Annotated in this window: 23 protein-coding genes; 13 read left to right on the plus strand and 10 right to left on the minus strand. The window is 57.7% G+C overall.

From position 1 onward, the window contains the following. Nucleotides 1-32: 32 nt before the first annotated feature. Nucleotides 33-437, minus strand: a complete 405-nt coding sequence (locus tag IQ241_RS15365) for a response regulator (protein ID WP_193908719.1) — start codon at nucleotides 435-437, stop codon at nucleotides 33-35. Nucleotides 438-631: 194 nt separating this feature from the next. On the opposite strand from IQ241_RS15365, the gene gyrA reads away from it, so the two are divergent. The 7 genes from gyrA (at nucleotide 632) to IQ241_RS15400 (ending at nucleotide 8,938) form a co-directional block, all read left to right on the plus strand. After that, nucleotides 632-3,136: a DNA gyrase subunit A gene (gene gyrA, locus IQ241_RS15370; protein WP_193908721.1), complete on the plus strand. Its 2,505-nt coding sequence runs from the start codon at nucleotides 632-634 to the stop codon at nucleotides 3,134-3,136. A gap of 133 nt (nucleotides 3,137-3,269) precedes the next feature. Then, nucleotides 3,270-4,541: an ABC transporter ATP-binding protein gene (locus IQ241_RS15375; RefSeq protein WP_193908723.1), complete on the plus strand. Its 1,272-nt coding sequence runs from the start codon at nucleotides 3,270-3,272 to the stop codon at nucleotides 4,539-4,541. Nucleotides 4,542-4,688: 147 nt separating this feature from the next. Next, on the plus strand, nucleotides 4,689-5,594 hold the full coding sequence (locus IQ241_RS15380) for a cation diffusion facilitator family transporter (RefSeq protein WP_193908725.1): 906 nt from the start codon (nucleotides 4,689-4,691) through the stop codon (nucleotides 5,592-5,594). Nucleotides 5,595-5,598: 4 nt separating this feature from the next. Further along, complete coding sequence (pgsA, locus tag IQ241_RS15385) at nucleotides 5,599-6,141, plus strand: CDP-diacylglycerol--glycerol-3-phosphate 3-phosphatidyltransferase (protein ID WP_193908727.1); 543 nt, start codon at nucleotides 5,599-5,601, stop codon at nucleotides 6,139-6,141. Between the two features lie 68 nt (nucleotides 6,142-6,209). Next, nucleotides 6,210-6,758, plus strand: a complete 549-nt coding sequence (gene dps, locus IQ241_RS15390) for a DNA starvation/stationary phase protection protein Dps (protein WP_193908729.1) — start codon at nucleotides 6,210-6,212, stop codon at nucleotides 6,756-6,758. A 625-nt stretch (nucleotides 6,759-7,383) separates the two neighbouring features. After that, the gene (locus IQ241_RS15395) at nucleotides 7,384-8,037 is read left to right on the plus strand and encodes a ferritin-like domain-containing protein (protein WP_228021751.1); all 654 of its coding nucleotides are present in this window, start codon (nucleotides 7,384-7,386) and stop codon (nucleotides 8,035-8,037) included. A gap of 16 nt (nucleotides 8,038-8,053) precedes the next feature. After that, complete coding sequence (locus tag IQ241_RS15400) at nucleotides 8,054-8,938, plus strand: ferritin-like domain-containing protein (RefSeq protein WP_193908733.1); 885 nt, start codon at nucleotides 8,054-8,056, stop codon at nucleotides 8,936-8,938. 67 nt (nucleotides 8,939-9,005) lie between these two features. Here the strand turns inward: IQ241_RS15400 and IQ241_RS15405 are convergent, their stop codons facing one another. From IQ241_RS15405 to IQ241_RS15440, 8 genes are all read right to left on the minus strand, one after another. Continuing rightward, on the minus strand, nucleotides 9,006-9,578 hold the full coding sequence (locus IQ241_RS15405; protein ID WP_193908735.1) for a Uma2 family endonuclease: 573 nt from the start codon (nucleotides 9,576-9,578) through the stop codon (nucleotides 9,006-9,008). A gap of 116 nt (nucleotides 9,579-9,694) precedes the next feature. Beyond that, nucleotides 9,695-10,360 carry a hypothetical protein gene (locus tag IQ241_RS15410; protein WP_193908737.1) on the minus strand — a complete coding sequence of 222 codons (666 nt, stop codon included), beginning with the start codon at nucleotides 10,358-10,360 and terminating at the stop codon, nucleotides 9,695-9,697. Between the two features lie 17 nt (nucleotides 10,361-10,377). Then, complete coding sequence (locus tag IQ241_RS15415; RefSeq protein ID WP_193908739.1) at nucleotides 10,378-11,967, minus strand: glycoside hydrolase family 57 protein; 1,590 nt, start codon at nucleotides 11,965-11,967, stop codon at nucleotides 10,378-10,380. Between the two features lie 174 nt (nucleotides 11,968-12,141). After that, nucleotides 12,142-13,041, minus strand: a complete 900-nt coding sequence (locus tag IQ241_RS15420; protein ID WP_193908741.1) for a hypothetical protein — start codon at nucleotides 13,039-13,041, stop codon at nucleotides 12,142-12,144. 180 nt (nucleotides 13,042-13,221) lie between these two features. Beyond that, on the minus strand, nucleotides 13,222-13,530 hold the full coding sequence (locus IQ241_RS15425; RefSeq protein WP_193908751.1) for an urease subunit beta: 309 nt from the start codon (nucleotides 13,528-13,530) through the stop codon (nucleotides 13,222-13,224). After that, nucleotides 13,527-14,585, minus strand: coding sequence for a S41 family peptidase (locus IQ241_RS15430; protein ID WP_193908753.1), 1,059 nt, complete (start codon nucleotides 14,583-14,585; stop codon nucleotides 13,527-13,529). Before IQ241_RS15430 ends, IQ241_RS15425 begins: the two co-directional genes overlap by 4 nt. 4 nt (nucleotides 14,586-14,589) lie before the next feature. Beyond that, entirely contained in the window at nucleotides 14,590-14,892 is a 303-nt protein-coding gene (ureA, locus tag IQ241_RS15435; protein WP_193908755.1) for an urease subunit gamma, read from the minus strand. 90 nt (nucleotides 14,893-14,982) lie between these two features. Continuing rightward, the gene (locus tag IQ241_RS15440; protein WP_228021752.1) at nucleotides 14,983-15,849 is read right to left on the minus strand and encodes an urease accessory protein UreD; all 867 of its coding nucleotides are present in this window, start codon (nucleotides 15,847-15,849) and stop codon (nucleotides 14,983-14,985) included. 46 nt (nucleotides 15,850-15,895) lie between these two features. Between IQ241_RS15440 and IQ241_RS15445 the strand changes: the two genes are divergently transcribed. From IQ241_RS15445 to egtD, 3 genes are all read left to right on the plus strand, one after another. Further along, nucleotides 15,896-16,525 (plus strand): restriction endonuclease subunit R, encoded by a 630-nt coding sequence (locus IQ241_RS15445; RefSeq protein ID WP_193908757.1) that lies wholly within the window; start codon nucleotides 15,896-15,898, stop codon nucleotides 16,523-16,525. A gap of 150 nt (nucleotides 16,526-16,675) precedes the next feature. After that, nucleotides 16,676-17,932, plus strand: coding sequence for an ergothioneine biosynthesis protein EgtB (gene egtB, locus IQ241_RS15450; protein WP_193908759.1), 1,257 nt, complete (start codon nucleotides 16,676-16,678; stop codon nucleotides 17,930-17,932). Between the two features lie 46 nt (nucleotides 17,933-17,978). Further along, nucleotides 17,979-18,938 (plus strand): L-histidine N(alpha)-methyltransferase, encoded by a 960-nt coding sequence (egtD, locus tag IQ241_RS15455; RefSeq protein WP_228021753.1) that lies wholly within the window; start codon nucleotides 17,979-17,981, stop codon nucleotides 18,936-18,938. A gap of 208 nt (nucleotides 18,939-19,146) precedes the next feature. On the opposite strand, the gene IQ241_RS15460 is transcribed toward egtD, so the two are convergent. Then, nucleotides 19,147-19,566 (minus strand): GNAT family acetyltransferase, encoded by a 420-nt coding sequence (locus IQ241_RS15460; RefSeq protein ID WP_193908761.1) that lies wholly within the window; start codon nucleotides 19,564-19,566, stop codon nucleotides 19,147-19,149. Between the two features lie 309 nt (nucleotides 19,567-19,875). Between IQ241_RS15460 and IQ241_RS15465 the strand changes: the two genes are divergently transcribed. The 3 genes from IQ241_RS15465 to modB form a co-directional block, all read left to right on the plus strand. Beyond that, on the plus strand, nucleotides 19,876-21,876 hold the full coding sequence (locus tag IQ241_RS15465) for an amylo-alpha-1,6-glucosidase (protein WP_193908763.1): 2,001 nt from the start codon (nucleotides 19,876-19,878) through the stop codon (nucleotides 21,874-21,876). Between the two features lie 207 nt (nucleotides 21,877-22,083). Continuing rightward, nucleotides 22,084-22,926 carry a molybdate ABC transporter substrate-binding protein gene (gene modA / locus IQ241_RS15470; RefSeq protein ID WP_193908765.1) on the plus strand — a complete coding sequence of 281 codons (843 nt, stop codon included), beginning with the start codon at nucleotides 22,084-22,086 and terminating at the stop codon, nucleotides 22,924-22,926. A gap of 36 nt (nucleotides 22,927-22,962) precedes the next feature. After that, on the plus strand, nucleotides 22,963-24,712 hold a 1,750-nt coding region (gene modB, locus IQ241_RS15475; protein WP_193908773.1), incomplete at its 3' end, for a molybdate ABC transporter permease subunit.

Here is a 24,712-nt window from a genome sequence, read left to right on the forward strand (position 1 = left end):
ATATACTTATGCAGAATCTAGCCCTGCAAGGATCAGTCTTCGTCAGCTGGGATAATGGCAACGATGTCGTCTACAAACTTCTGATGATCGACTACAGGTTTGGAAATATAGCCATCAGCACCGCTCTGCTGAAGGAAGTTTTCTCGGTCTCCGTCCATCGCATGGGCAGTCACTAGGATCACGGGCAGGCTGGCGGTAGCGGGGTCAGCCTTGAGCATTTGGGTAATCCGAATGCCGTCTACGGGCTTGCCCTGATAGAGACTGTGGGAAAGCGAAACATCCATCAAAATGACGTCAGCCTGCCGATTTTGGGCAATCGACATAACCTCTTCGACATTTTCGGTATGTTTAACAAGGAGCCCTCCTCGCTTCGTCAAAATTTTTGAGAAGACACGGGCATTAATCGTGTCGTCTTCCACAATCAAAACGGTCTTCATGAAGTTACTTGGCTGCTCTCAACGGCTTTTCTTAATCTCAACGGCTTTTCTTAGCAAACCTGATCATAATCAATCCGGGCTAGAACGAGTCAAATTTGGGTTAAATTACCTGAGCTCACCCATCCTGCCGTTTTTTTTACTTGCCCACAAGGTATAGCATCGTCATCTAGCCGACCTCACACAGGATCCCCCGCATGGCCAAACAGTTAAACCTTTCCGAGCAAATTGTTGTCACTGCGCTTCACACCGAAGTGCAGCAGTCGTACTTAGAGTACGCGATGAGCGTGATCGTTGGGCGCGCCCTGCCCGATGCCCGCGACGGCTTAAAGCCCGTCCACCGGCGGATTTTGTACGCGATGCACGAGCTGGGGCTGACCCCCGACCGGCCCTTTCGCAAATGTGCCCGCGTGGTCGGCGACGTGCTAGGTAAGTACCATCCCCACGGTGACCAGGCCGTCTACGATGCCCTGGTGCGGATGGTGCAGGACTTTTCCAGCCGCTATCCGCTGCTGACCGGTCATGGCAACTTTGGCTCGGTAGACAATGACCCGCCTGCGGCCATGCGCTACACCGAGACCCGGCTGGCCTCTGTCAGCCACGAGGCGCTGCTGAGCGACGTGGGAGAGGCCACGGTCGATTTTATTGACAATTTTGATAGCTCTCAGCAGGAGCCGATCGTGCTGCCGGCCCAGCTGCCCAACCTGCTGCTCAATGGCTCGTCGGGAATTGCTGTGGGCATGGCGACGAATATTCCGCCCCACAATCTGGGCGAGGTGGTAGACGGCCTGATTGCGCTGATCGATCGGCCCACCCTGTCAGACGAAAAGCTGTTTGAACTAATCCCCGGCCCCGACTTTCCCACCGGTGGCGAAATTATTGACGCGAAGGGCATCAACGACGCCTATCGCACGGGGCGCGGCAGCATTCCGGTACGGGGGATTGCCCAGTTTGAAGAAATTCAGCTCGGGCGTGGGCGGCAGCGGCGAAACGCGATCGTGGTCACTGAGCTGCCCTACCAGGTGAACAAGGCCAGCTGGATTGAGAAAATTGCCAATCTGGTCAACCAGGGCCGGATTGAGGGGATTGCTGATATTCGCGATGAGAGCGATCGCGATGGTATGCGAGTGGTGATTGAGCTGAAGCGAGAAGCCCAGCCGCCGCTGATTCTCAACGACCTTTATCGGCTAACGCCGCTCCAGTCGAATTTTGGCGCCATCATGCTGGCGATTGACCAGGGGCAGCCCCGGCAGCTGTCGCTACGAGAAATGCTCCAGGCGTTTCTCGACTTCCGCGAAACCACCCTGGTGCGCCAGTACCGCCATGAGTTGGAGAAAGCCCAACAGCGGCTGCACCTGGTCGAAGGGATGCTGATTGCGCTCAATAACCTGGACGATGTGATCGAGATTTTGCGCCAGTCGGCTGATGGCTCCACCGCCAAAGTCGAGCTGCAGAACGAGTTTGACCTCAGCCCCCGCCAGGCCGACGAAATTTTAGCGATGCCGCTGCGGCGGCTGACCGGTCTGGAGCGGAAGAACCTAGAAACCGAAGCCGACAGCCGCCGGCAGCGGATTGCCGAGCTGGAACACCTGCTGAGCGATCGCAAAGCCCTATTCAAAGCGCTGAAGAAGGAGCTGCGCAGCCTCAAGAAAGAATTTGGCGATGAGCGCCGCACCCGCCTCCAGTCGTCAGAAGCACGGGCGGAGGAAAAGCAGATGCTGGCAGAGATCGTGGCGGAGGAAAGTGAAACAATCCTCGAATTTAGCCGTAAGGGCTACGTGCGGCGTTCCTCCCCCCGCGCCTTCCAGCGCCGCCAGGCCCGCCAGAAGACAGACTCTAGCCTGCAAGCGGCCGATGATTTCACGGTTCAAACCGAGCAGGCCACGGTCGCCCAGGAGCTGCTGGTGCTGACCCGCGACGGTAAAGCCTATACCCTCGACGTCGGTGCGATTCCCCTATCCCAGCGTCAGGCCAAAGGCCAGTCAAAGGGTCTGCCCCTGGTTGGGCTGCTGCCCGACGCGGTCACCAACGCCCCGGAGACGCTCGTCGCCCAGCTGCTGCTGAACGACGAGCGGCTTCAGCAGCAGCTGATCCTGGTCACCGCCCAGGGCCGCATCAAGCGTCTGCCGGCCTCTGGCCTCACCCATCTGACCGGCCGCGGCCTGACCGCGCTGAAGCTAAAGGACGATGACCAGCTCCAGTACGCCTTTACCACGCCGATGGAAACGCAGCTGGTGATTGCCACCTCCGGCGGTCGGCTACTTAGATTTAGGGTGGATGAAGACCAGCTGCCGTCGATGGGCCGCACCGCCCAGGGGCCACAGGCGATCCGGCTGCCGAAGCAGGAACGGTTGGTGGGCTGCGTGCCGGTGACAGAGGGCGACGCCCTGCTGCTAGTGTCAGCTAAGGGCTATGCCAAACGGATGCGGGTCAGTAATCTCAAGCTCTCTAACCGCGGCGGCATCGGTTCCCAGTCGTTCAAATTTAGCCTCAAGCAGGACCAGCTCACCGCTATCCTGCCCGCCATACCTGAAACGAATTTTACCGTCCTCACCGATCAGGACCGCATGGCCCAGCTGCCGGTAGACGAGGTGACCTTGCAGGGCAGAAGCCAAACCTGCGATCGCGTCCTCACACCCGCCCGCAGCGAAGTCATTACCGCCGCCATGATCGCCGAGCTGGTGGACGCCGATGCCGATTGAGTTAGACTGCCGCCGCCATAGCGCTCTCAGTCCAATTGAGTTTGGTGAGGCCTTTAAACCCCTTGCGGGGCACCTGACCCGCTAAGCTAGCCAAGGAGTTGCAGTATTCGCCGGTCGTCAGCGGGAGGTGATCATGGCCAAAGTCGTTTTAGAAGATGTTTCCAAATCCTTTCCCAGCCAGCGTCGCCCGCCTGAGTCAGATCAGCGCGATCCGGCCCAGGTACCCGCAGACCTAGAACCCACAGAAAAAAACACATCAGAACCGGCTGCTGCCGTACTGCGCCAGATTAGCTTTAGCGTGGCCGATGGCGAATTTATGGTGCTGGTGGGGCCGTCGGGCTGCGGTAAGAGTACGCTGCTGCGGCTAATTTCTGGCCTGGAAACGCTGACCGGCGGCAATATTTGGGTCGGCGAACAGCGGGTGAACACCCTACCGCCGAAGCAGCGCGACATTGCCATGGTTTTTCAAAGCTACGCCCTTTACCCCCATCTGAACGTCTACGACAACCTGGCCTTTGGCCTGCGGCGAATGCGCAGCTGGCAGCGGCAATCTACCGAAACCTCGCCGAACCCGGGTTGGCAAGCCGCCCTGGTCACGGCCACCCGCCGCCTGCCCAAGTCGCTGCGCTACCAGTCTGCCGCAGAAAAGCAAATCGACCGGCGGGTGCGCCGGGTTGCCCAGATGCTGCAAATTGAAGCGCTGCTGTATCGGCTGCCCCGGCAGCTCTCGGGCGGCCAAAAGCAGCGAGTCGCGCTAGGGCGAGCCATGGCCCGCAATCCGCAGGTCTTTCTCATGGATGAACCGCTCTCTAATCTAGATGCCAAGCTGAGAACCGAGACCCGCGCCCAAATTGTCGCCCTGCAGCGTCAGCTCGGTACAACCACCCTCTACGTCACCCATGACCAGACCGAGGCGATGACCATGGGCGATCGCATTGCCGTCATGAACGCCGGTCAAATTCAGCAGATTGCCCCGCCCTTAGAACTTTACCGCGCCCCGGCCAACCGCTTCGTGGCCGCCTTTATCGGCTCCCCGCCGATGAATTTTTTGCCGGTTATCGTCACCTCTACCGGGGTCAAACATCCGACCTTCGAACTCACCCTGCCGCCCCATTGGCAGCCGGCCCTATCTCCCTACCAGGGACAGCCCGCGACCCTGGGCATTCGCCCGGAGCATTTTCAGCTATATCCCGACAGCGACCTCAGCCTGACTGTCCAGCGCGTTGAAGCGTTGGGCAGTGAAACCTTCCTGACGGCAGCGCTGAATGAAACCATTCTGCAAATCAAAGTCAGCCCCGACTATTCCATTCAGCCCGGTGAAACCGTACAGGTTTCAATAGAACGCGATCGCGTTCACCTCTTCGACCCCAACACCGAAGCCGCCATCCGCCCGCTCGCCCCATAACGCCTATCACTCTTTTCTTTTTACGCTTCACCCTTCACCCCCCGACCCTCTATCCAAACTTCTCTAACCGCTGCACCCGGCAAACACAACAGTAAGCTAGGCTGACAAAAGGACTCCTCCAAGCGGCGACGGAGCGGCGACGGACCTATGGAAACAGTTAAAAGTACAACCCGCGGCTATCGGGCTGAGGTCCGCTGGGTCCTAATCGTGACCCTGGTTTTGAACCTGGTCGTGGTTATCCTCAAGGCTGGGCTGGGCTGGACGACGGGCTCACTGAGCCTGATGGCAGACGCGCTCCACAGCGTCACCGACAGCGCCAATAACGTGCTCGGTCTGGTGACTAACCAGCTGGCTTCCCCCGAACCCGACCGCGACCATCCCTACGGGCATCAGAAGTATGAGGCGGTGGGCGCGTTGGGGATTGCAGCCTTCCTGGGAATTGCCTGCTTTGAGATTTTGAACGGGGCGATTGAGCGCATTGTGATCGGCGGTGAGCCGGTTACGATGTCGGCGACGACGCTCTGGCTGATGCTGGTGGTTTTGGGCATCAATATTCTGGTGGCCTTTTACGAGCGCCGGGTGGGGCAGCGGTTGGGCAGCAACATTCTGATTGCCGATGCTCACCATACGATGAGCGATATCTGGATTACGATCGCGGTTCTAGGCGGCCTGATTGGGGTTTGGCGGGGGATCGGCTGGCTGGATCTGGTGCTGGCGTTTCCGGTCGCACTGCTGGTAATCCACAGCGGCTGGGTGGTGCTGTCGGCGAATTTACCCTGGCTGGTGGATGAGATGGCGATCGCGCCTGAAACCATCCATGCCGTCGTCATGCAGGTGCCGGGCGTGCTCAACTGCCACAGCATTGCTTCAAGAGGGCTACTGGGGCGGCAGGTGTTTATCGATATGCACCTGATAGTAGAGGCCAGAGACGTGGCTACCGCCCATGATATTACTGAGCAGGTCGAAGATCGCCTGGATGACGAATTCGGCCCGACCCGCGTTACCATCCATGTCGAACCGCCCAGCTACGTCTCTGGAGAAATTAGCTACTAGCCCCATGAATCTTCCCACCTGGATTACCACCATTCGCCTGCTGGGCATTCCTCTCGTCCTAGTCGCTCTGCAAGACCCCACCGATGCCCGCCGCTGGTTTAGCGTCGGCGCGTTTATTCTCTTCGCCGGTACTGACTGGCTTGATGGCTACCTGGCCCGACGGCTTAACCAGGTGACCGACCTGGGCAAGTTCCTGGACCCGCTGGTCGATAAGCTGCTGGTATTAGCCCCGCTGATGGCGCTGGTCGAGCTGGGTCAGATTCCCGGCTGGGGCGTATTTTTAATTTTGGCGCGGGAGCTGGCGATTTCCGGCTGGCGGGTGAATCCGGCGATGCAGCAGGGCAAGGTGCCCGGGGCAAACCTCTGGGGCAAGGCCAAGACAGTGACGCAAATTGCGGCGATTGCGGCGCTGCTGGCCCCACTGCCGCAGATCCAGCCAATTGCTGTAATCCTCTTCTGGCTCTGCGTCGCGATTACCTGGGTCTCTGGTCTGGTCTACCTCTGGCCCCGGCCTCAGCCTGCGACCTCGCCACCGCTTCAGTCTTAACAGTTAGAAATTGGCAGAACCGGCATAATAGGTTAATGCCTTTTTTCTAACCTTTAGGAGAAGCCAAAATGGCAACAAAGACATCTAAGCAGTCCGCTCAAAACGGGAAAGCGCAGTCCCACGCCTTCTACCCCACTCGAATCGATCTTTCGATTGAGTTGCGTACTCAGGTCGTCGAGCTGCTAAACCAAACCCTGGCAGCGACTACCGATCTCAAAACCCAGGTCAAGCAGGCCCATTGGAACGTCAAGGGCAAGGATTTCTACCAGCTCCACCTGCTGTTTGATGAAATGGCGGACGAGCTCGAAGCGTATATCGATATGGTGGCTGAACGGGTCACCGCCCTGGCAGGCACCGCCATGGGCACCGCGCGAATTGCAGCCAGCCAGTCGATTCTGCCGGAGTATCCCTTCGATGTGGTTGAAGGCATGGCTCACGTAGCGGCGCTGGCTGACCGCTATGCCAGCTATGCTAAGCATTTGCGAACGGCGATCGACAAAACCGATAAGCTCAATGACCAGGATACGAATGACCTCTACATTGAGGTTTCTCGCACCATTGACAAGCGGCTTTGGTTTCTAGAAGCGCATCTGGTCAAGAAGAGCGATATGAGCTGACAAACGCTCTTTTGCCCTTCCTATTGTCACCATCTGCCCCCTATGCTGGGGGCAGCCTCTATCATTTTCTCAGCCCATGGCTCGTCTTTTCTCCTTCCTCCTATTGTTTGCTTCTCTTCGCGTCAGGTTAGAAGAACGCCGTAACCCCCTCAGTCGCTTGATCAAAAGTATCGGGCAGTTCCTGATCTGGCTCAGCCGAAAAGTTCGACCCCGCCGCCGATAGTGGCGACGTTGATTGCTGATTCAATCCAACCGGTTCGCTCAGGCGTATACCTATTATCAGCGAGTTTCTCCTGCTTTCTGAATCGGGAGAAACTCCATCTGCTGTAGCTTTTTATGGGGAAAATCGGTGAAAATACGCGATTCACGAAGATAATAGGTGTCTTTTGCGCTGTCAACGCTACGTAAGCGTTGAAAATAGCTGATTTTGCCTGATATCACTCCTTTGATAGAGAAGCTGCGCCCTACCTCGCCATACGCTTGAAAGGGCTTAAAAGGCATCTATTGAGAAAAACATCAGAATTTAGACTTAGGGTCAGGAGACGCCAGGATGAAAACAACAAAGGCCTTGTCCGGTTCACGCCGCAGCCTTTTAAAGTGGGGACTATGCGGATTTGGAGGATTGATGATTGCGACCCTGCCCGAGACAGCGAATGCGCAGAGAAGGCGGCGGCGAAGCAAAACCCTCACCTTCAACGCTGACGACGCGGGTATTCTCAACTTTGCGCTGCTGCTGGAGGAGCTTGAAGCCGCTTTCTATGCAGCGGCGGTTGAGACAAGCGACATCACCGACAGCAAAGAACTTGAATATCTGAGCGTTTTAGGTGCCCAGGAGGCCGCCCATGTGACCTTTCTGCGGAGCGTTCTCGGTGAGCAGGTGCTGTTTGAAACGGCAGACCTCAGCTTTAATCAAGACGGGTTAGAGGCCCTGCTGAGCGATCGCGACACTATCCTCAATACGGCGGTTACTTTAGAGGATGTCGGCGTTCATGCTTACAACGGTGCAGGCCCCAGCCTCACTAACCCAACTTATCTGCTGGCTGCGGGTTCTATTGTTTCGGTTGAAGCCCGTCATGCCGGTGGCGTTCGAGCGTTGTTGGGTAAACCCACAACCGAGCCCGATAGCGACCGCCTAGTCGATGACGACAGCTTAGACGCTGACCTCAATCCGTTTAAGGGAAAGGCTTACGACGAGCTCTACACGCCAAGACAAATCGTAGAAATTTTAGGCTCACTCGGCATTATCAACAATTCAATTGACGGTGCACTCGTCGCATAGCAATAGGAGAAATTCAATGAAAACAAGTTTAAGCTCAATCGCTCAGCGGGCAGCTGATTCGCTGCTCAAGGGAATAGCCTTAGCCCTATCAGTCGCGATGCTATGGCTGTGCATCCGTCCAACCGCTCCAGCCTATGCTCAAGATACCGTCTTGACCCCCCGGCAGGTCGCTGAATATGCCCTGACCCTGGAAAAACTCGAAGCCGATTTTTATCGTCGCGCCGTGACAGCAGCCCAAAGCGGCGGTTTGGCCAGCGCCCCCCAGATTGCTAAAGACGCCATTGTCTCGTACGGACAGGACGAAGCCGTCCATGTTCGCGATCTTTCCGCCATTCTTCCTGCCCTAGGAGGCGATCCAAACGCGGTTACGATTCCAGCCAATCCTAACTACTCTGCTATTTTAGGGCGTGACCCATTTGCCAATCCTGCGGACTTCCTGCTGGCTGGCCAGTATGTTGAAGATTTGGGCGTGGCCGCATACAAGGGGCAGGTACAAAACCTGCAAGCGGCAGGCGAAGCCGGGAAAACGGTGCTCGCAGCGGCTCTAGCCATTCACAGTGTAGAAGCTCGGCATGCTGCTGGCGTTAGGTTTCTCCGCAATGCCCTACTCGACGCCGACGTCAATCCTTGGATTTCGGAGAACGCTAGCAGCACCGAAGTAATTTACAACGAAAATCGGACCGGTTCTCCGATTCCCTTCAGCTCCGCTGCCTTTGACGGCTATGCAACTCAGGATGAAGTGCTGGCTCTGGTCGGCCCAATTCTGACGGTTGCTGAGCAGCCGACGACTTCGCCCTCCAACCAGCCTGCTTCCTCAGACGCAGAGGATTCCGAAGACATCGAATCCGAGGACAGCGATTCTGAAGACAGCGAATCTTCCTCTCCGCGAGCGCTGTGGTAAAGGCGTTTTCCAGCTGCGATCGCGGCAGCTAATCAGGCCCCGCCTAACAGTGGGGCCTATTACGCATTTAAGCTGACAGCATTTCTGCTGCGGTTAATGCCCATTCGGGAAAGGTTGGCGACACCACAGCTTCGTTCTTAGCAAAGACAGTCTGCTCGTACCCCTCCTCAGTCAGAAACAAAACTGAAATTTGCTCTTTTACCGGGTCTACGATCCAGTATTCTGGAATGCCTCGCCACTCATACTGATTACGCTTATCCACATAATCTCGCCTGCTGTTGTCTTTGCCTGGGCTGACGACCTCCACAACTAGTCTTGGCGGAGCCATCTCTAGAGTGATTGCAGCCTGGCCCAGAGTCCGCATCTGGCCAATGTGCTCTGGCTGCAATACGGTTAGGTCAGGATAGCGATTTCTGGGCTGACCAGGCATGGCTAAGGCTAGCCCTTGCAGACGAATATGGCGCATTCCGACTAAATCCTTTAGCGCTTCGTAAAGCTGCATAGCCCGGTAAAGATTTTCATCTGATTCAGGCGGCACTTCAACCAGTTCTCCATTGGTTAGCTCATAGCGGTTGTCGGTCCCGTCGATGTAGGCAAGAAATTGGTCAAACGTTTTGAGCTGTGGCTGAGCCTGTACCACGGTTAGTTACTCCTTATGAACCGCTGCTTAATTTTATAGGGTTTGCCGGGGCCTAGCGAGCAGTCTTACTGATGAGAACGGCAGAAACCATTGCCGAAAGGCGCGATCGCGCTCAATTAGCCCTGACCAGAACGCCTCATGCGGTCAATTCGGCGTTCGATATCTGCTGCGATATTACGGATTTCGGCGCGATCGGTTTCGATTAGATGCGGATCAACAATTCTGATCGCTGGCTCCAGATTAATTTTGTAGTTGTAAGCAAGCTGAAGAATATCCGTTTCATAAAGGGCAGCCCGGTCAAATTGGCCCTGCCGATACAGCGAAGGCAGCGCGTATAGCTTGAGAATGACTAGCCCCTGTGGAGTCGCACAGGGAATAGTCTGAGTCCCCCACTGAATTTGAGTTTTATACTGAGTTTCTACCTGCTTGAACAAAGGATTTTGCGTCAGCAGTAGATCGACCTGTAGACCGTAATAATCGGCGCGAATAAAGTTGCGGCTCTCATCCGCAATGATCAGCTGTTCCAGGCTTGCCAGATCAGAGCGGCGCATAATCAGGTCAATGTCCTGCGTATTACGTCCCTCAACGTGAACCCGCATGGCAATACCACCGACCAGCAGATAGGGAATTTGGCGGCGGCTGAGCACTTCAAATAGGCGGCTAACTGCCGCCGTCAGCTGGTCAAAATCGGCAGAGCTCATCCGAGCATCCTGCTGGCTGAAGTTGAATGCCTTTGCATAGTAGAGGATAGAAGCGAGCGATCGCGCTGACAGAACAGCCATAAATTTTACCAGCGCAGCTACAGCGGTCGGTAGACGCGATAGTTGATATTGGGAAAAATGTTGTCGATCAGCTCCACTTTGCTGAGCCAGCCGGCGTCAATTTTGCCCATGGGGATATCTTCCCAGAGCTTATTGAAGCGCATCAGGTGCGATCGCGTGCGGCGGACGGCGTAGGGTACCATCGTACCGGTGCGCATGATGAAGGCCCAGTCCGAGGATTGAGCCAGCAGCAGCTCGCGAGCGGCCTGGTTGAGGGCGCGCCATTCCAGCTCATCGGCGGGTTCGCGCTTGGCCAGCTCAATCATCCGCTCCGCCGCCTTGTGCAGATGGGGGTAAACCCAGGCATTGGTTTCGTTCAGCCAGTATTCGTGGAAGCCCTTGTAGCCCCAGCTCGACTGCGACGGGCGGGCCACCTGCTGGGTCGGGTTCATCCGCAGGTAGTCGGCCAGATGGGTCATCTCGTAGGTGTCCTGGTCGTACCAGCTCTTACGGAAGAGGTAGTCCAGGAACCAGGGGCCTTCGTACCACCAGTGGCCAAACAGTTCGGCATCGTAGGGCGAAACGATGATCGGCTTGCGCTGCATAATGCCGTGCAGGTGCTCCGCCTGACGCTCGCGGTTAAAGGAGAAATTGCCCGCGTGCTCGGCGGCCTTTTCCCTGGCCCAGTAGGGGTCATACCAAACCTTGTCGGATAGGCCCAGACCCTTGCCGGTAATTTTGTGATACTTGATGCCGACATTCTTGCGCTGGCCGTTGGGCATGATATAGGGCTTGATGTACTCATAGTCCGCATCCCAGCCCAGGTCGCGGTAAAACTCGCGGTACTCCGGCGCACCTGGGTAGCCCACCTGCGACGACCAAACCTGCTGCGATGACTCGTGGTCGCGACCAAAGGCAGCCACCCCCGACTCGGTGTAGATCGGCGCGTAAGCACCATAGCGGGGCCGGGGCCGGGCGTAGAGAATGCCGTGTCCGTCGGTCAGAAAGTAGCGCAGGCCAGCATCCGCCAGCATCCGCTCCAGCCCTTCGTAGTAGGCGCATTCCGGCAGCCAGATGCCGGTAGGTGAACGGCCAAAGTGATCGGCATAGCTCTCGCAGGCCACCTGAATCTGAGCCCATACCGCCTGCGGATACATCTTCATCAGCGGCAGATAGCCATGGGTGGCGCCGCAGGTAATGATATCCAGGTTGCCGCTGTCCAGATACTGCTTAAACGCCGTTACCAGATTGCCGTCGTAATGCTCCCAGACCTGACGCACCTGGTTGAATTCCTTGGCATAGTACTCTGCCAGGTAGCGGATGTGGCCGTTGTGCTCATTGCGCTCGGCCTCCAGCTCGACCAGCTCTTCGAGCTGGGCTAGGTGACTGTCGTAGCGCTCTTGCAGCAGCGGGTCGGCCAGCATCGACACCAGCGGTGGCGTCATGCTCATGGTCATTTTGAAATCGACGCCGTCTCGCTTCAGCCCTTCGAACATGGTGAGCAGCGGCACATAGGTTTCGGTAATGGCCTCAAACAGCCATTCCTCCTCCAGCACGAAGTCACTTTCGGGATGGCGCACGAAGGGTAGATGCGCGTGGAGAACCAGAGCGAGATAGCCAATCGACATAAGAGCTGCCTAAAAGTCCTGTGCGGCAAAGGCCCAAACGACCGGTGTCATTTGAGCTGAAAAAATTGTAAGGCAAAACTTTACCCCTCGCTGCGCCGATCTGCAATTGCATACTCTTCGTCACGCAGCGGCGAACCGCCGCTCTGCTCAGCATTAATACTTTTTTACGAACATCTAGGAGCATTCGGGCCGATACCACACCAGGGCCGTTCCCGCTTCGCTACGCCAGCGAATCCAGCCTTCGCTACTGCGGGCGCCGGTCAGCGGCTGACAGGCCGCAGCAGGCCGGGTGACGCGCACGCGCATCCAGTCACCCTCGAAGGCCAGCGGCGCCATCAGGCTGCGATCGCTGATAAAGGAAATGACATTAGTCGCGGCTTCGGGCTGCGATCGCAGCACCCGCGACCCCCTCGCCTGCCGAAAGTAAAGCGCCGCCTCCGACTCCAGTCGGTCTTCCCAGGTTTCGACCGTCAGCGGCATCTCCCCCAGGCCGAGCTGCGAGGTATGCGCCCAGGCGCTGCCGCCCGGCGTATACTGCACCCGAAACCAACCGTCTTGGCGAATTTCTAGGACGGGGAACGTGAGTAAGTTATCAAAGCTGCGCAGCATCGCAAACCCGGCATCGCGGCCGATCGCCAGGTAGGGCTGGCCGTTGGGAATCAGCCAGCCGCGATACAGCCAGCCCCAGTGTGGCCCGCCGGGCGACCCATACAGCGGCAGCTCGACCGTTTGCAGCCAGCCCGCGCCGAGCTGGTCAGCATTGTCCTCGGGCTGGGTCAGAAAGCTCAAATCCTGCGGCCGCAGATGGCCGATACCCAGGTCAATTTCGCGATTCTCAGTCAGGTCGGCGATGCCTGCCGGATTGGGCGCGAATGCATCCGGGGCGGGCAGCGGCAGCGGTGGCGTCGGTATCCGGTTCGGCTCTGAGGGGACAGCCGCAGGCGGAGCGGTCGGCGAGGTTTCCTGAGCTTGACCGGGCAGGGCCAGGCCAACCCATCCTAAGACCGTCAGCGAGGCGACGCCGAGACGAAGCCAGCGCTGAGAAGGGCAAAAAGGCTGATACATAAGCTTCACAACCAGGACTCGATAGACAGAAACCCAGCCGGGTTTCCCAGTTTCTCATTTTAACCTGTCGTCGATTCGCTTATTCTACCCGGCGCTGCCCCGCCGGGCAGAGGTCTAGCAGCACACAGCGATCGCACTCCGGCCTTCGATAGTGACAGCGATGAACGGTGAGCAGCAGCGCCTGAGAAGTCACTCCAACGCCCCATTCACCCTCCCATTCAACCCATACACCTCCCGGCTCCCCGCCAGCGTCACCAGCGTCACCGAGCGCTGATCCCCTGGCTCAAACCGAATCGCCGCCCCAGCCGGGATATCCAGCCGCATTCCCCGGGCCGATTCGCGGTCAAAGGCCAGGGCTTCGTTTACCTCGTAAAAGTGAAAATGCGACCCCACCTGGATGGGGCGATCGCCCTGATTGGCTACCTCTAAAGTTACCGTCGCGCGACCGGCGTTGAGCTCAAGGTCGTCGCTGGCGGGCATTATTTCACCGGGAATCATCGCAATCCTCCTAATTGACTGACTAAGTCTTGCTGTTTGCGGTTGAGTTCGGCCTCCACCACCGTATAGGTCTGCTCAATTTCTCGCCGCAGGCTGGGCATCAGGTCGCTTTCCAGCAGTCGCTTAAACGCAAGCAGCTGGGCCGTCTGGGGCGCTAGCTCCGCGGGCACCTTAAAGTCTGGCAGAATGCCGCTGCCCTCCCAGCTCTCCCCAGTCAGCCGGCTGATCGCCTGCCCGGTTGGGATAAACATCCAGAAATGGTCGTGCAGCCGATAGCCGCGACCTGGATTGGCACACCCCGCCGTCGTTTCACCGACTAGCGTAGCCCGGCTCAGCTGCTTTAAGTTATAGACAAATTCCTCCGCCGCCGAGCCGGTTTCAGCGCCAATCAAAACGTAGACCGGTTGATCGTAGCGCTGCCCCGGCAGGTAGGGCAGCGTCCAGGACTGCTGCACCCGGTCTTCGCCGGGCCAGTAGAGGTCGTTCAGGTGGATGGGTGGATAGTCCGGCAGCAGGTAGCTGCACAGCATCGCCACCATCGCCGGTGAGCCGCCGCGGTTGTGGCGCAGGTCCACAATCAGGGCGCTGGTGTGAGCCAGAAAAGTCATAGCCGCGATCGCGGTTTCCCCCGCAAACTCCGGCGGCTCAAAGCTAAACAGCTCCAGATAACCAATATTTCCCCGCAGTCGCTCCACCCGGTTAAAGTCAAAATTGCGTAGCTGGCTCAGCAATCGCTGTTCGGCTAGCTCCTCTGGGGAAATTTGCTGCTGCGGGTCGAGCTGGGGCAGGGGCACCGGGCTAAAGTGCAGCTTTAGCTGGCGATCGTTGCTCAGGGACTGGAGCTGCGCGGTCAGGGTAGCCGCTAGCTGCTGGCCGCTGCGGACGTCTTTATAGCCGTCTGCTAAGCGATCTTCCAGATCGGCCTGGAGCTTTTGCGCTATTTCGGGAAAGGCATAGTGGTCCAGATGCTCAATCACCGCCTGGAGCACCGCCGTCCGAGTCTCGGCGTCGAGGGGTAAATCGTCGTCAGGCAGGCGGCGGGAAGCGGGGCTCATAGGGCTAGCGAATTGGGTTATGAACGGTGACTAGCTTCGTCCCGTCGGGGAAAGTTGCCTCGACCTGAACGTCGGGAATCATCTCAGCGACGCCCTCCATCACCTGGTCGGGGGACAGCAGGGTGGTGCCATAGTCCATCAACTCGGCTACCGTCCGCCCGTCCCTAGCGCCTTCTAGGATAGCGGCAGAGATCAGGGCAACGGCTTCGGGATGGTTGAGCTTGAGACCGCGATCGCGCCTGCGCTCGGCCACCAGCGCCGCCGTAAAGATCAGCAGCTTGTCTTTTTCCTGGGGAGACAGTTGCATAGGCTTGCCCTGCGGTTCACAATTACATTCATTCGTTATATCAGGTTCGCGCCCCGGCTTACAGTCATCCCAGCCCTGGGGGCCGAGCTTTTAGCTGGACTTTGAACTCGGCCCCCACACCCGGGGTGGGCAGGCCGCCGACTGCCCTAGCTGAGGCCGCAGCGCCTGCCAGACCTGGGTAAACCACTGCCGCGCCTGCTGGCTGGAAGTCCCCCGATAGCGACAAAGTAAGCCTTTCATCAGGCTGGTCACGCCGATATCAGCGCCGCCCGCCAAGGCTCTCAGGGAATCGAGCTGGGCCGGATCAAAGTCATGCCCCAGAATTGCGATAGCGCCCACGACCGGATACCCCGCCAGTCCATGGGCGCTATCGAGCACTGCTGAACCGCCGACCAGCCGCTGCCGGTCAATCCACAGCGGTCGCCCCGCCTGCCATACCTCAGTAGCACTCTGCCATTCCCCCGCTGTAAACCGCTCCCCCCGAGCGCTGCGGCCAAACCGGGTAATCTCCCAGCCCGTCCACACCGCCGCTGGCCCCAGCTCTACCCGTAGGCTTTGGTGAAAGCGCCCGCCGCTGAATAGGATGGTTTCCTGGGGCAGCCACTCGCCGTAGGCGCCGGCCTCCAGCCGCAGATCGATCCGCTGCTGCGCCACCGCCCCGCTGCTGCGATAGACCTTGTGCGCCGCCGTCGTCGTCACCAGGGCCTGGCTGCGCTCGCCAAATCGGACCTGAATATCTAACCCATCACCCCCGACCATGCCCCCCGCCGTATGCACGATCGCGCTCTGACAGCTGCCCGAATCGTCTGGGTAAAAAGGCCGCTGGAGCCGCAGGGGAGCGCTAGTATAGCTGCGCAGCGGCATTGTTTTTCCCTGACGCTGCTCAAAGCTGAGTTTGAGGCTGCCCTGCCAGCCCGAAGTTGAAATAGGTGATAAATCGAAGGCAGTTTGAGGCAAAAGAATGAGGCTGCGTATAATTTAGTAAAGATAGCAGGAACTGAGAATGGCTCAAACCGTTTCAGTCGATCAGGTCACACTCTATGACTTAGAGCAGCGGTTTGGGCTGCGACAGGTCGAGTCTGGAGGATTCTTTCCGGAATGGCAAGCTGAGCTCCCTAAGCTAACCGATGCCGAGCAGCAGCGACTCGCTAGGGTTGAGGCTGCTGTCGCCAATTTAGAACATCGTTCCGTGCTCGAAAACACGGTCAAGCTTGCCGTTATCGCCCCGCTGCTTGATTTAGCGGGATTGTTTTTACCGCCGTTTTATGTCACGACAGAAAAAACGGTTGACATTGAAGCGGCTGATAATAGTCTGACAGTCAGGGGACGACTCGATATTTTAGTCCTGCAAGATCGGCTTTGGGTAATGGTGATCGAGTCTAAGCGGGCTGAGTTTTCGCTTAAAGTTGGCATTCCCCAAGTACTGTCCTATATGCTTGCAGCACCTGAACGAAGGCAGCCTTTGTACGGCTTGGTGACCCATGGAACCGATTTTATATTTCTAAAGTTAGACCACGCCGGACCGAACTATGCGCGATCGCACCAGTTCGTCTTAGGTCAAAACGCCGGACTGGCGCGAGTACTGCAAATTATGAAGCATCTAGCCGCAGCGATTAGTCCAATCGAAGGCTGAACTTTCCACCCAGAGACAGAAAGTTGGCCCAGACAGATTCGGATTTTCTCATGAAGCCTTAACCTAACCTTGTTAGGCTTTCGGCGTTTGAATTCTTCTGGAGTTCTTTATGGAGTACTTTTCGGGGTTCTTTCTAGGACCCTTTATAATATGCAGCTTTCTCAAGTGACGGCGCCCGAACGCGCTCCGCTGTCTGAGCGCTATCAGCAGGTGCGTCAGCTCAGTGCCGCCATCTGCCAGCCGCTGACGGCTGAAGACTCGGTGATTCAGTCCATGCCCGACGTGAGCCCGCCGAAGTGGCATCTGGCCCATACCACCTGGTTTTTTGAAACGTTCTTGCTCAAGCCTTACCTAAAGGGTTACGAGGTCTTCCATCCCAAATTCAACTATCTGTTTAATTCTTACTACGAGAGCGTCGGCGACCGCCAGCCGAGACCCCAGCGGGGATTGCTGTCCCGACCGACGCTGGAGGAAGTCTATGCCTATCGCGCCTATGTCGATCAGGCCATGCAGCGGCTGATGTCGGAGTCTGCCGAAGTAGACGAATCGCTGCTTCAGCTCGGGCTGCACCACGAACAGCAGCATCAGGAGCTGTTGCTCACCGACATCAAACATATTCTGGCAACGAATCCGCTGCGGCCCGCCTATCGCACAGACCTGCCGCAGCCGCCGAATGAAGCGGCTCAATCCCGCGAGCAGTGGCTAGACTATCCCGGTGGCCTTTACACCCTAGGGCATACGGCATCGGAATTTGCCTTTGATAACGAGGGACCGTCGCATCCGGTCTATCTCCAGGACTATTGGCTGGCCGCTCGTCTGGTCACCAACGGTGAGTATTTAGAATTTATTGAAGCAGGCGGCTACCAGACGCCCGACTACTGGCTGGCAGAGGGCTGGGCGACTGTTCAAGCGGAGGGCTGGCAGGCCCCGCTGTACTGGGAGAAAGCAGACGGCTGGGCGGTGATGACGCTGGGCGGACTGCGATCGCTCCCCCTGCATGAACCGGTCTGCCACGTCAGCTTTTTTGAAGCCGACGCCTTTGCCCGGTGGGCCGATAAGCGGCTGCCCACCGAAGCCGAATGGGAAGTCGCTGCCGCTTCAGTCCCCCGCCAGGGCAACCTGCTGGAGCAGGGCTACCTCCAGCCCATTGCAGCCCGCGGCATGACCCGCCCCGACCAGCTCTACGGCGATGTCTGGGAATGGACCCAGAGCGCCTATCTGCCCTACCCCGGCTTCAAGCCCGTCCACGGCGCGATTGGCGAATACAACGGCAAATTTATGAACGGCCAGCGCGTCCTTAAAGGAGGCTCCTGCGCTACGCCGCCGGGCCATATACGACCCACCTATCGCAACTTTTTTCCACCCCAGGCCCGCTGGCAGTTCAGCGGCATTCGCCTAGCCCGCTAAGGCTGTCACCGCACCATAAACGTCGATTAAATCTTAAACAATAACAATGTCTATTTCTTCATCTCAGACCTTTGCTGACGCTCAGGGAGAGGCGCTGATGGCTACCGCGATCGCGGGTCTCTCCCAGTCGCCCAAGGTGCTACCGGCCAAGCTGCTCTATGACGAACGCGGCTCCCAGCTGTTTGAAGCGATCTGCGACCTGCCGGAATACTATCCCACCCGGACTGAAATTGGGATTTTGCAGCGTCATGCCGAACAGATAGCGACGCTAATCGGCTCCAACGCCCAGCTGATCGAATTCGGCAGCGGCTGGAGCATTAAAACTCGGATTTTGCTGGAGGCGATTGACCAGCTGGCTAGCTATGTGCCCATTGATATCTCCTGTGAACCGCTGCTGGAGTCGGCTCGCAAGCTCCGGGCCGCCTATCCCCATCTCCAGGTACATCCGCTCTGCGTCGATTACGAACAGGATTTCTCCCTGCCCGATAATGAACAGTCCCGGCTGCGGCGGGTCGCCTTCTTTCCCGGCTCCACTATTGGCAATTTTCCTCAGCCCGAGGCCCGCGCTTTCCTCAACCGCATTGCCGACCTGGTCGGACCCGACGGTGCCCTGCTGATTGGTGTCGATTTGCAAAAAGATCTCGACATTTTACTGCCCGCCTACAACGATGCCCAGGGCATCACGGCTGAGTTCAACCTCAATCTGTTGCATCGGCTCAACCGCGAGGCCGGCGCCAATTTTGAAGTTGAACAGTTTGAGCATTGGGCCATCTGGAATGAGGCTTTTGGTCGCATAGAGATGCGCCTGATCTCGCAGAAAGAACAGAACGTTCAGATTGGCAATGCGACATTTAACTTTCAACCCGGCGAGTCGATCTGTACGGAATATTCCTATAAGTACACCCTAGAAGGCTTTGCCCAGCTGGCCGAGCGATTCAGGGTAGAGGAGGTTTGGACGGATGCGCGATCGCTGTTCAGCGTTCAATACTTAACCCAAATCGATTAGCGGCTTCAGCAGGCGCTGTCTTTTCTAATTGTCTCGTCCTAAGGGAGCTGCGCGTAAATAACATCTCAGAGGCCCTCATCCCCTAGCTCCTTCTCCCAAATCTGGGAGAAGGGGAACTAGATTTCGGAGCCCCTCTCCCAAGCTTGGGAGAGGGGTTGGGGAGAGGGCCATTGGTACTTTATTTGTTTGCCAATCCCTAATCTGATTCTCAGTTATCTGAGATCAGACGCTTACCCAAGCTGACCACTGCATCCTGGCTGAAGCCAAGCCGTTCGTAAAACTGAATGGCGTCCAGATTATCATGACGAATCTGCAAGTTGATTTTAGGGCAGCCCAGGGCAAGCAGGCGCTCTTCTGTGGCTGCCATCAGCAGACGACCATAGCCCTGCCGACGGCGGCTTGGCTCCACCGCGAGATAGTTAATCCAGCCGCGATGGCCGTCAAACCCAGCCATCACCGTTGCCACAATTCGGTTTTCAATCAGCCCCACCAGAAATAGCTCGGGCTGAACCCGCTGCTTGCGGGCGATATCTTTGTGGGGATCGTTCCAGGGCCGCAGCAGGCCGCAGCGCTTCCATAGAACGACGATAGCAGCTTCGTCAGCCGGTTCGAAAGGGCGAATATACATGGCTAACTTCAGCCCGAGTCAGCGGACAGCGGAACCATCAGTGTATCAATCTTTGTCTCTGACTCCAGCTCAATCCCAAAGACGGACTTTAGCACGGCGCGGTAGGCAGCCTCACTGTCTATCTCTCGTTGGGAACCGTCAGCATATGCGCCCGGTGCAGCTACCTGAGCGTCTCAGCGGTGGGGGCAAGCGACCCTCGATAGCCGATGCGGTTGAGATAGGCGTCTCTTTTTATTGTCTTCATGGTTTACCATACGTGCCATAGTCGCATTCTATAAATCTGGCCATAGCCAATTAGGACTCAGGATCATGACTCTTTCGTTTGGGCGCGAGATCTGCGGCCATTTGTCTAGCGCTGAACAGCGAGAGTGGCTGGTGACCAACGACCTTGGCGGCTACGCCTGTGGCACCGTCGCGGGGATGCTGACCCGCCACTATCACGGGCTGCTGGTCGCAGCGCTACAGCCGCCGGTGGAGCGGGTTTTTCTGCTGGCCAAGCTCGATGAGCAGGTGGAGTATGGGAGGCAGCGCTATGACCTGAGCTGCGATCGCAAATCTGACGGCAGCGTCACCTCAGGCTTTCGCCTAATTGAGCATTTCACCCTAAAGGGGACTACCCCCGCATGGACCTTCGCCTGCGCCGATGCCCAGCTCGAAAAGCAAATCTGGATGCAGCCCGGGGCTAATACGACCTACGTTCGCTATACCCTTAAGCGCGCCCAGGCTCCGCTGACCCTAAGGCTGACGGCGCTGGTCAACTACCGCGACCATGGGGCCGAGACGACTGCGGGCGACTGGCCCGGCCAGACCGAAACGATGACGAACGGTCTAAAGTTCACAGCCCATCAGCAGGCGACACCGCTCTACCTGCTATCTACCGAAGCCAAAGCCATCCCGACAGGAGACTGGCGGCGGGGCTATCGGCTGGCGATCGCGCGCGATCGCGGCCTTCCCCCCAGCGACGATCACTATGCGGCAGGAGACTTTGAAGCGCGGCTAGAGCCGGGTAGCTCGGTTACCCTGGTCGCGAGTACGGAACCTCAGCCTGAGCTGTCGGGAGATTGGGCTAGACGCGATCGCGATCTCCATGAGCGGCAGCTGCTCGAACGCTGGCAAAAGTTTTCGCCTCAGCCTGAGCCGCCCAACTGGATTGCCCAGCTCGTCCTAGCCGCCGACCAGTTTATTGTCTATCGCCCCTTGGCCGGGGGTGAGTCGGGCCAAACCGTAATTGCGGGCTATCCCTGGTTTACGGACTGGGGCAGAGATACGATGATTGCCCTGCCAGGCCTAACCCTTGCTACCGGCCGTCCCGATATTGCCCATACGCTGCTGAAAACATTTGCCCAATATCTCGACCGGGGGATGCTGCCCAACGTCTTTCCCGACGTCGGAGAGACGCCCATTTACAATACGGTAGACGCCATCCTCTGGTATTTTGAGGCCGTCCGAACCTACTACAGTGCGACTCAGGATAAAGCTCTGCTCGAAACGCTGTTCCCCGCTCTGGACGAAGTCATCGACTGGCATCGGCGCGGCACCCGCTACAACATTCACCTCGACCCCAAAGATCATCTGATCTACGCCGGAGAGGCCGGGGTGCAGCTGACCTGGATGGATGCCAAAGTCGATGACTGGGTGGTGACGCCCCGCATCGGCAAGCCGGTTGAGATTAGCGCGCTGTGGCACAATGCGCTACTTTGCATGGTGCAGTTTTCCGAGATTTTAGGCAAGTCGCCCGAGCCCTATCAGCAGATGGCTGAGCAAACTCAAAAGGGATTCCAGCGTTTTTGGAACCCAGCCAAGGGCTACTGCTATGACCTGCTGGATACGCCAGACGGAAACGACGACAGCCTCCGGCCTAACCAGATTTTTGCCCTGTCACTGACGCTGAATGCTCAGTCCTCGCTACTAACGCCTGAGCAAAAGCGCGCCATTGTCGATGTTTGCGCCCAGCAGCTGCTCACCTCCTACGGATTGAGGTCCCTGGCCCCTAACCATCGGGACTATCACAGCCACTATATTGGCGATCGCTACCAGCGCGACGGCGCTTATCATCAGGGCACCGTCTGGGGCTGGCTGATCGGCCCCTTCATCGACGCCCACTACCAGGTCTATCAGGATCGGCGCTTGGCACTAAGCTTCCTCCAGCCCATGGCCGACCACCTGAGCGGAGGCTGTATCGGCAACCTCAGCGAAATCTTTGACGGCGAAGCACCCCATCAGCCCCGAGGCACCTATGCTCAAGCCTGGACCGTAGCAGAAGTCCTCCGCACCTGGACACAGCTTCAGCAGCGATCGCGCCCCCAGTAGATTGGCCTCGTTCATCCAGCAGATACCCCAAGAGTCTGTGGCGCTCCAGATAGGTCAGCGCCCTAAGAATGCAGGTAAGCTGATTGTGATGACTTAGCCGAGCTTTGGCGGGCGGTATCTCAGAACCGTGTTGTTTAAAGACTTGAGTCTGCTTACTCGCTTCGGGTACCCGACAGTGTCCCTGCCGAATATCAATTTGTTCAAGAGATGAAACGTCGTCGATGGCTGAGCTGGCTGATGGCCGGTTTAATCTCTGGCCTAATCTCTGGCCTGACAGCTGTCGGCTGTTCAGAACTGCCTGAGGCCGCTTCTGGAGCAGTCTCCACCCAGCCGGTGGCGATCGTGGCGTCGGCTGCGGCTAGCTTGCAGGAAGTGCTAGAAGCGATCGCGCCTCAGTTTCAAGCGGCCCACTCAGAAATTATCGTAGACTACAACTTTGGTTCCTCCGGTGCTCTTCAGCAGCAAATCAAGCAGGGGGCACCCGTTGATATATTTTTCTCAGCCGCCACCCAGCAGATGGATGCCTTAGCCGATCGGGGCTTGATTCTGCCTGACTCTCGCCAAAATGTAGTGTCCAATAGCCTGGTGCTGATCGCGCCTAAAGCCTCAACGCTTAGCCTCACCCGCCTTACTGAGCTGAAAGCAGCCAGTATCACTCACTTTGCCGTAGGTGAATTTCGCAGCGTCCCCGCTGGTCAGTATGCCAAACAAGTCCTCACCCACATGAACTTGCTAGAGGCGCTACAACCCAAATTGGTCTTTGGCAACAGCGTCCGCAGCGTTCTAAGTGCGGTCGAAAGTGGAAATGCCGAGCTCGGCCTGGTCTATGCGACCGATGCGGCGCTCTCAGATCGGGTAAAAGTGCTGGCGACGGTTCCCCCGGACGCTCACCAGCCGATTGTTTATCCCATTGCGATTGTTCAGAGTAGCCAACATCCAGAGGCGGCCCAGCACTTTATTAATTTTCTCTCTACCGCAGCAGTCCAGATAAAGTTTGCAGAATTTGGGTTTGGCCCCGCCCATCTGAATAGTCCTGATGTCTCTGCCTGATGTCTCTGATTGACAGCGCCCCCGCTGCCGATTCCTATGGTTGACCTATCGCCGCTCTATATCTCGTTACGGATTGCGGCTATTGCCACCGTCATTACCTTTTTTATCGGCATCGGTGCGGCCCACTTCATGCATCGCTATCGGGGCCGTGGGCGAGCGCTGCTGGAGGGACTGTTTCTCGCTCCGCTGGTGCTGCCACCGACCGTGCTGGGCTTTCTGCTGCTGCTGCTGCTGGGTAAAAACGGCCCCTTCGGCGGGCTGGGGGTGAATATCGTTTTCACCTGGTATGCAGCCGTCCTGACGGCGACGGTCGTGGCCTTTCCGCTGATGTACAAGACCGTACTAGGCGCATTCAACCAGATTGACCGCAACTTACAGCAGGCGGCCCGAACGCTCGGTGCTTCTGAGCTGCGTCTGTTCTGGCGGATTACGCTGCCCCTGGCCCTGCCGGGGATTCTAGCCGGTACGTCCCTGGCCTTTACCCGTGCCCTGGGTGAATTCGGAGCCACCCTGATGCTGGCAGGCAATATTCCTGGTAGGACCCAAACCCTGCCCATGGCAATCTACTTCGCGGTAGAAGCGGGCGCCTTCCGCGAAGCTGCCGTCTGGAGCGGCGTGATTTTAGCGATCGCGTTGGGAGGCCTGATTGCCGTGAATAGCTGGCTGGCGAACCCAGGAAGATCGGTTGGAAAAAGCAGATGGAGGAGCGGCACCGATGCGCCAACCCCCTATGCATCAATCCCGGTCACTGCTGTATCTCCACCCCCCGACCTGCCGCACCCCAACCGTTTCCAGCAGTGCAACCCCCCGCCTCAGCTCTCGGCTACGCTGACTAAGCACCTGCCGGGCTTCAGCCTGGACGTATCGTTCTCTACCAATCGTCAACCCCTGGGCCTGCTGGGGGCTTCTGGAGCGGGAAAAAGCCTGATCCTGCGCTGTATTTCTGGTCTGGAAACGCCGGATAGCGGGCGCATTGTGCTAAATGGTCGGGTGCTGTTTGATTCCCAGCAAAATATCAACTTGCCCAGCCGCGATCGCAGAGTGGGTGTCCTATTTCAAAACTATGCCCTGTTTCCCCAGCTGACCGTCGCCCAAAACATTGCCTTTGGCCTGCCTAGCGGTCTGACGAAGCGGCAGCAGCACCAGATGGTAGCGTCTCAGCTGGTGCGGGTGCAGCTGCAGGGGATGGGAGATCGTTACCCCACCCAGCTTTCTGGCGGTCAGCAGCAGCGAGTCGCGATCGCTCGGGTGCTGGCCAGCCAGCCTGAGGTGCTGCTGCTGGATGAGCCCTTCTCGGCCCTAGACACCCATCTGCGCTACCTGATAGAGCGAGACCTCAAGCTGTGGCTAGAGCAATATCCAGGTATTACCCTATTTGTCACCCACAACATCGAAGAAGCCTATCGAATTTGCAGCACCCTGCTGGTATTGGATCAGGGCCGCATCAACGCCCACGACTCGAAGCACCAAGTGCTGGAACATCCCACAACCGTCAGCGCCGCCCGCCTGACCGGGTGCAAAAACATCTCCTGCGCCGTTTCCATCAGCTCGTCTACGGTTCATGCCCTAGATTGGAACTGCACCTTGCAGGTGGATCAACCGATCCCAAACACGCTCACCCACATTGGGATGCGCGCCCACCAGTTTGGATTTTTAGAAGCGGCTAGCCAAACCAAAGAACAGAAGGACACCCCAAAACAAAATACGCCAGGACCTCAAGACCCAAAAACAGCAACGGCAGTTGAAGACACAACCCCCTCTTCCCTCTTTCCGCTCCCCTCTCCCC

The organism is Vasconcelosia minhoensis LEGE 07310 (assembly GCF_015207255.1).
Lineage (GTDB): Bacteria > Cyanobacteriota > Cyanobacteriia > Phormidesmidales > Phormidesmidaceae > Vasconcelosia > Vasconcelosia minhoensis.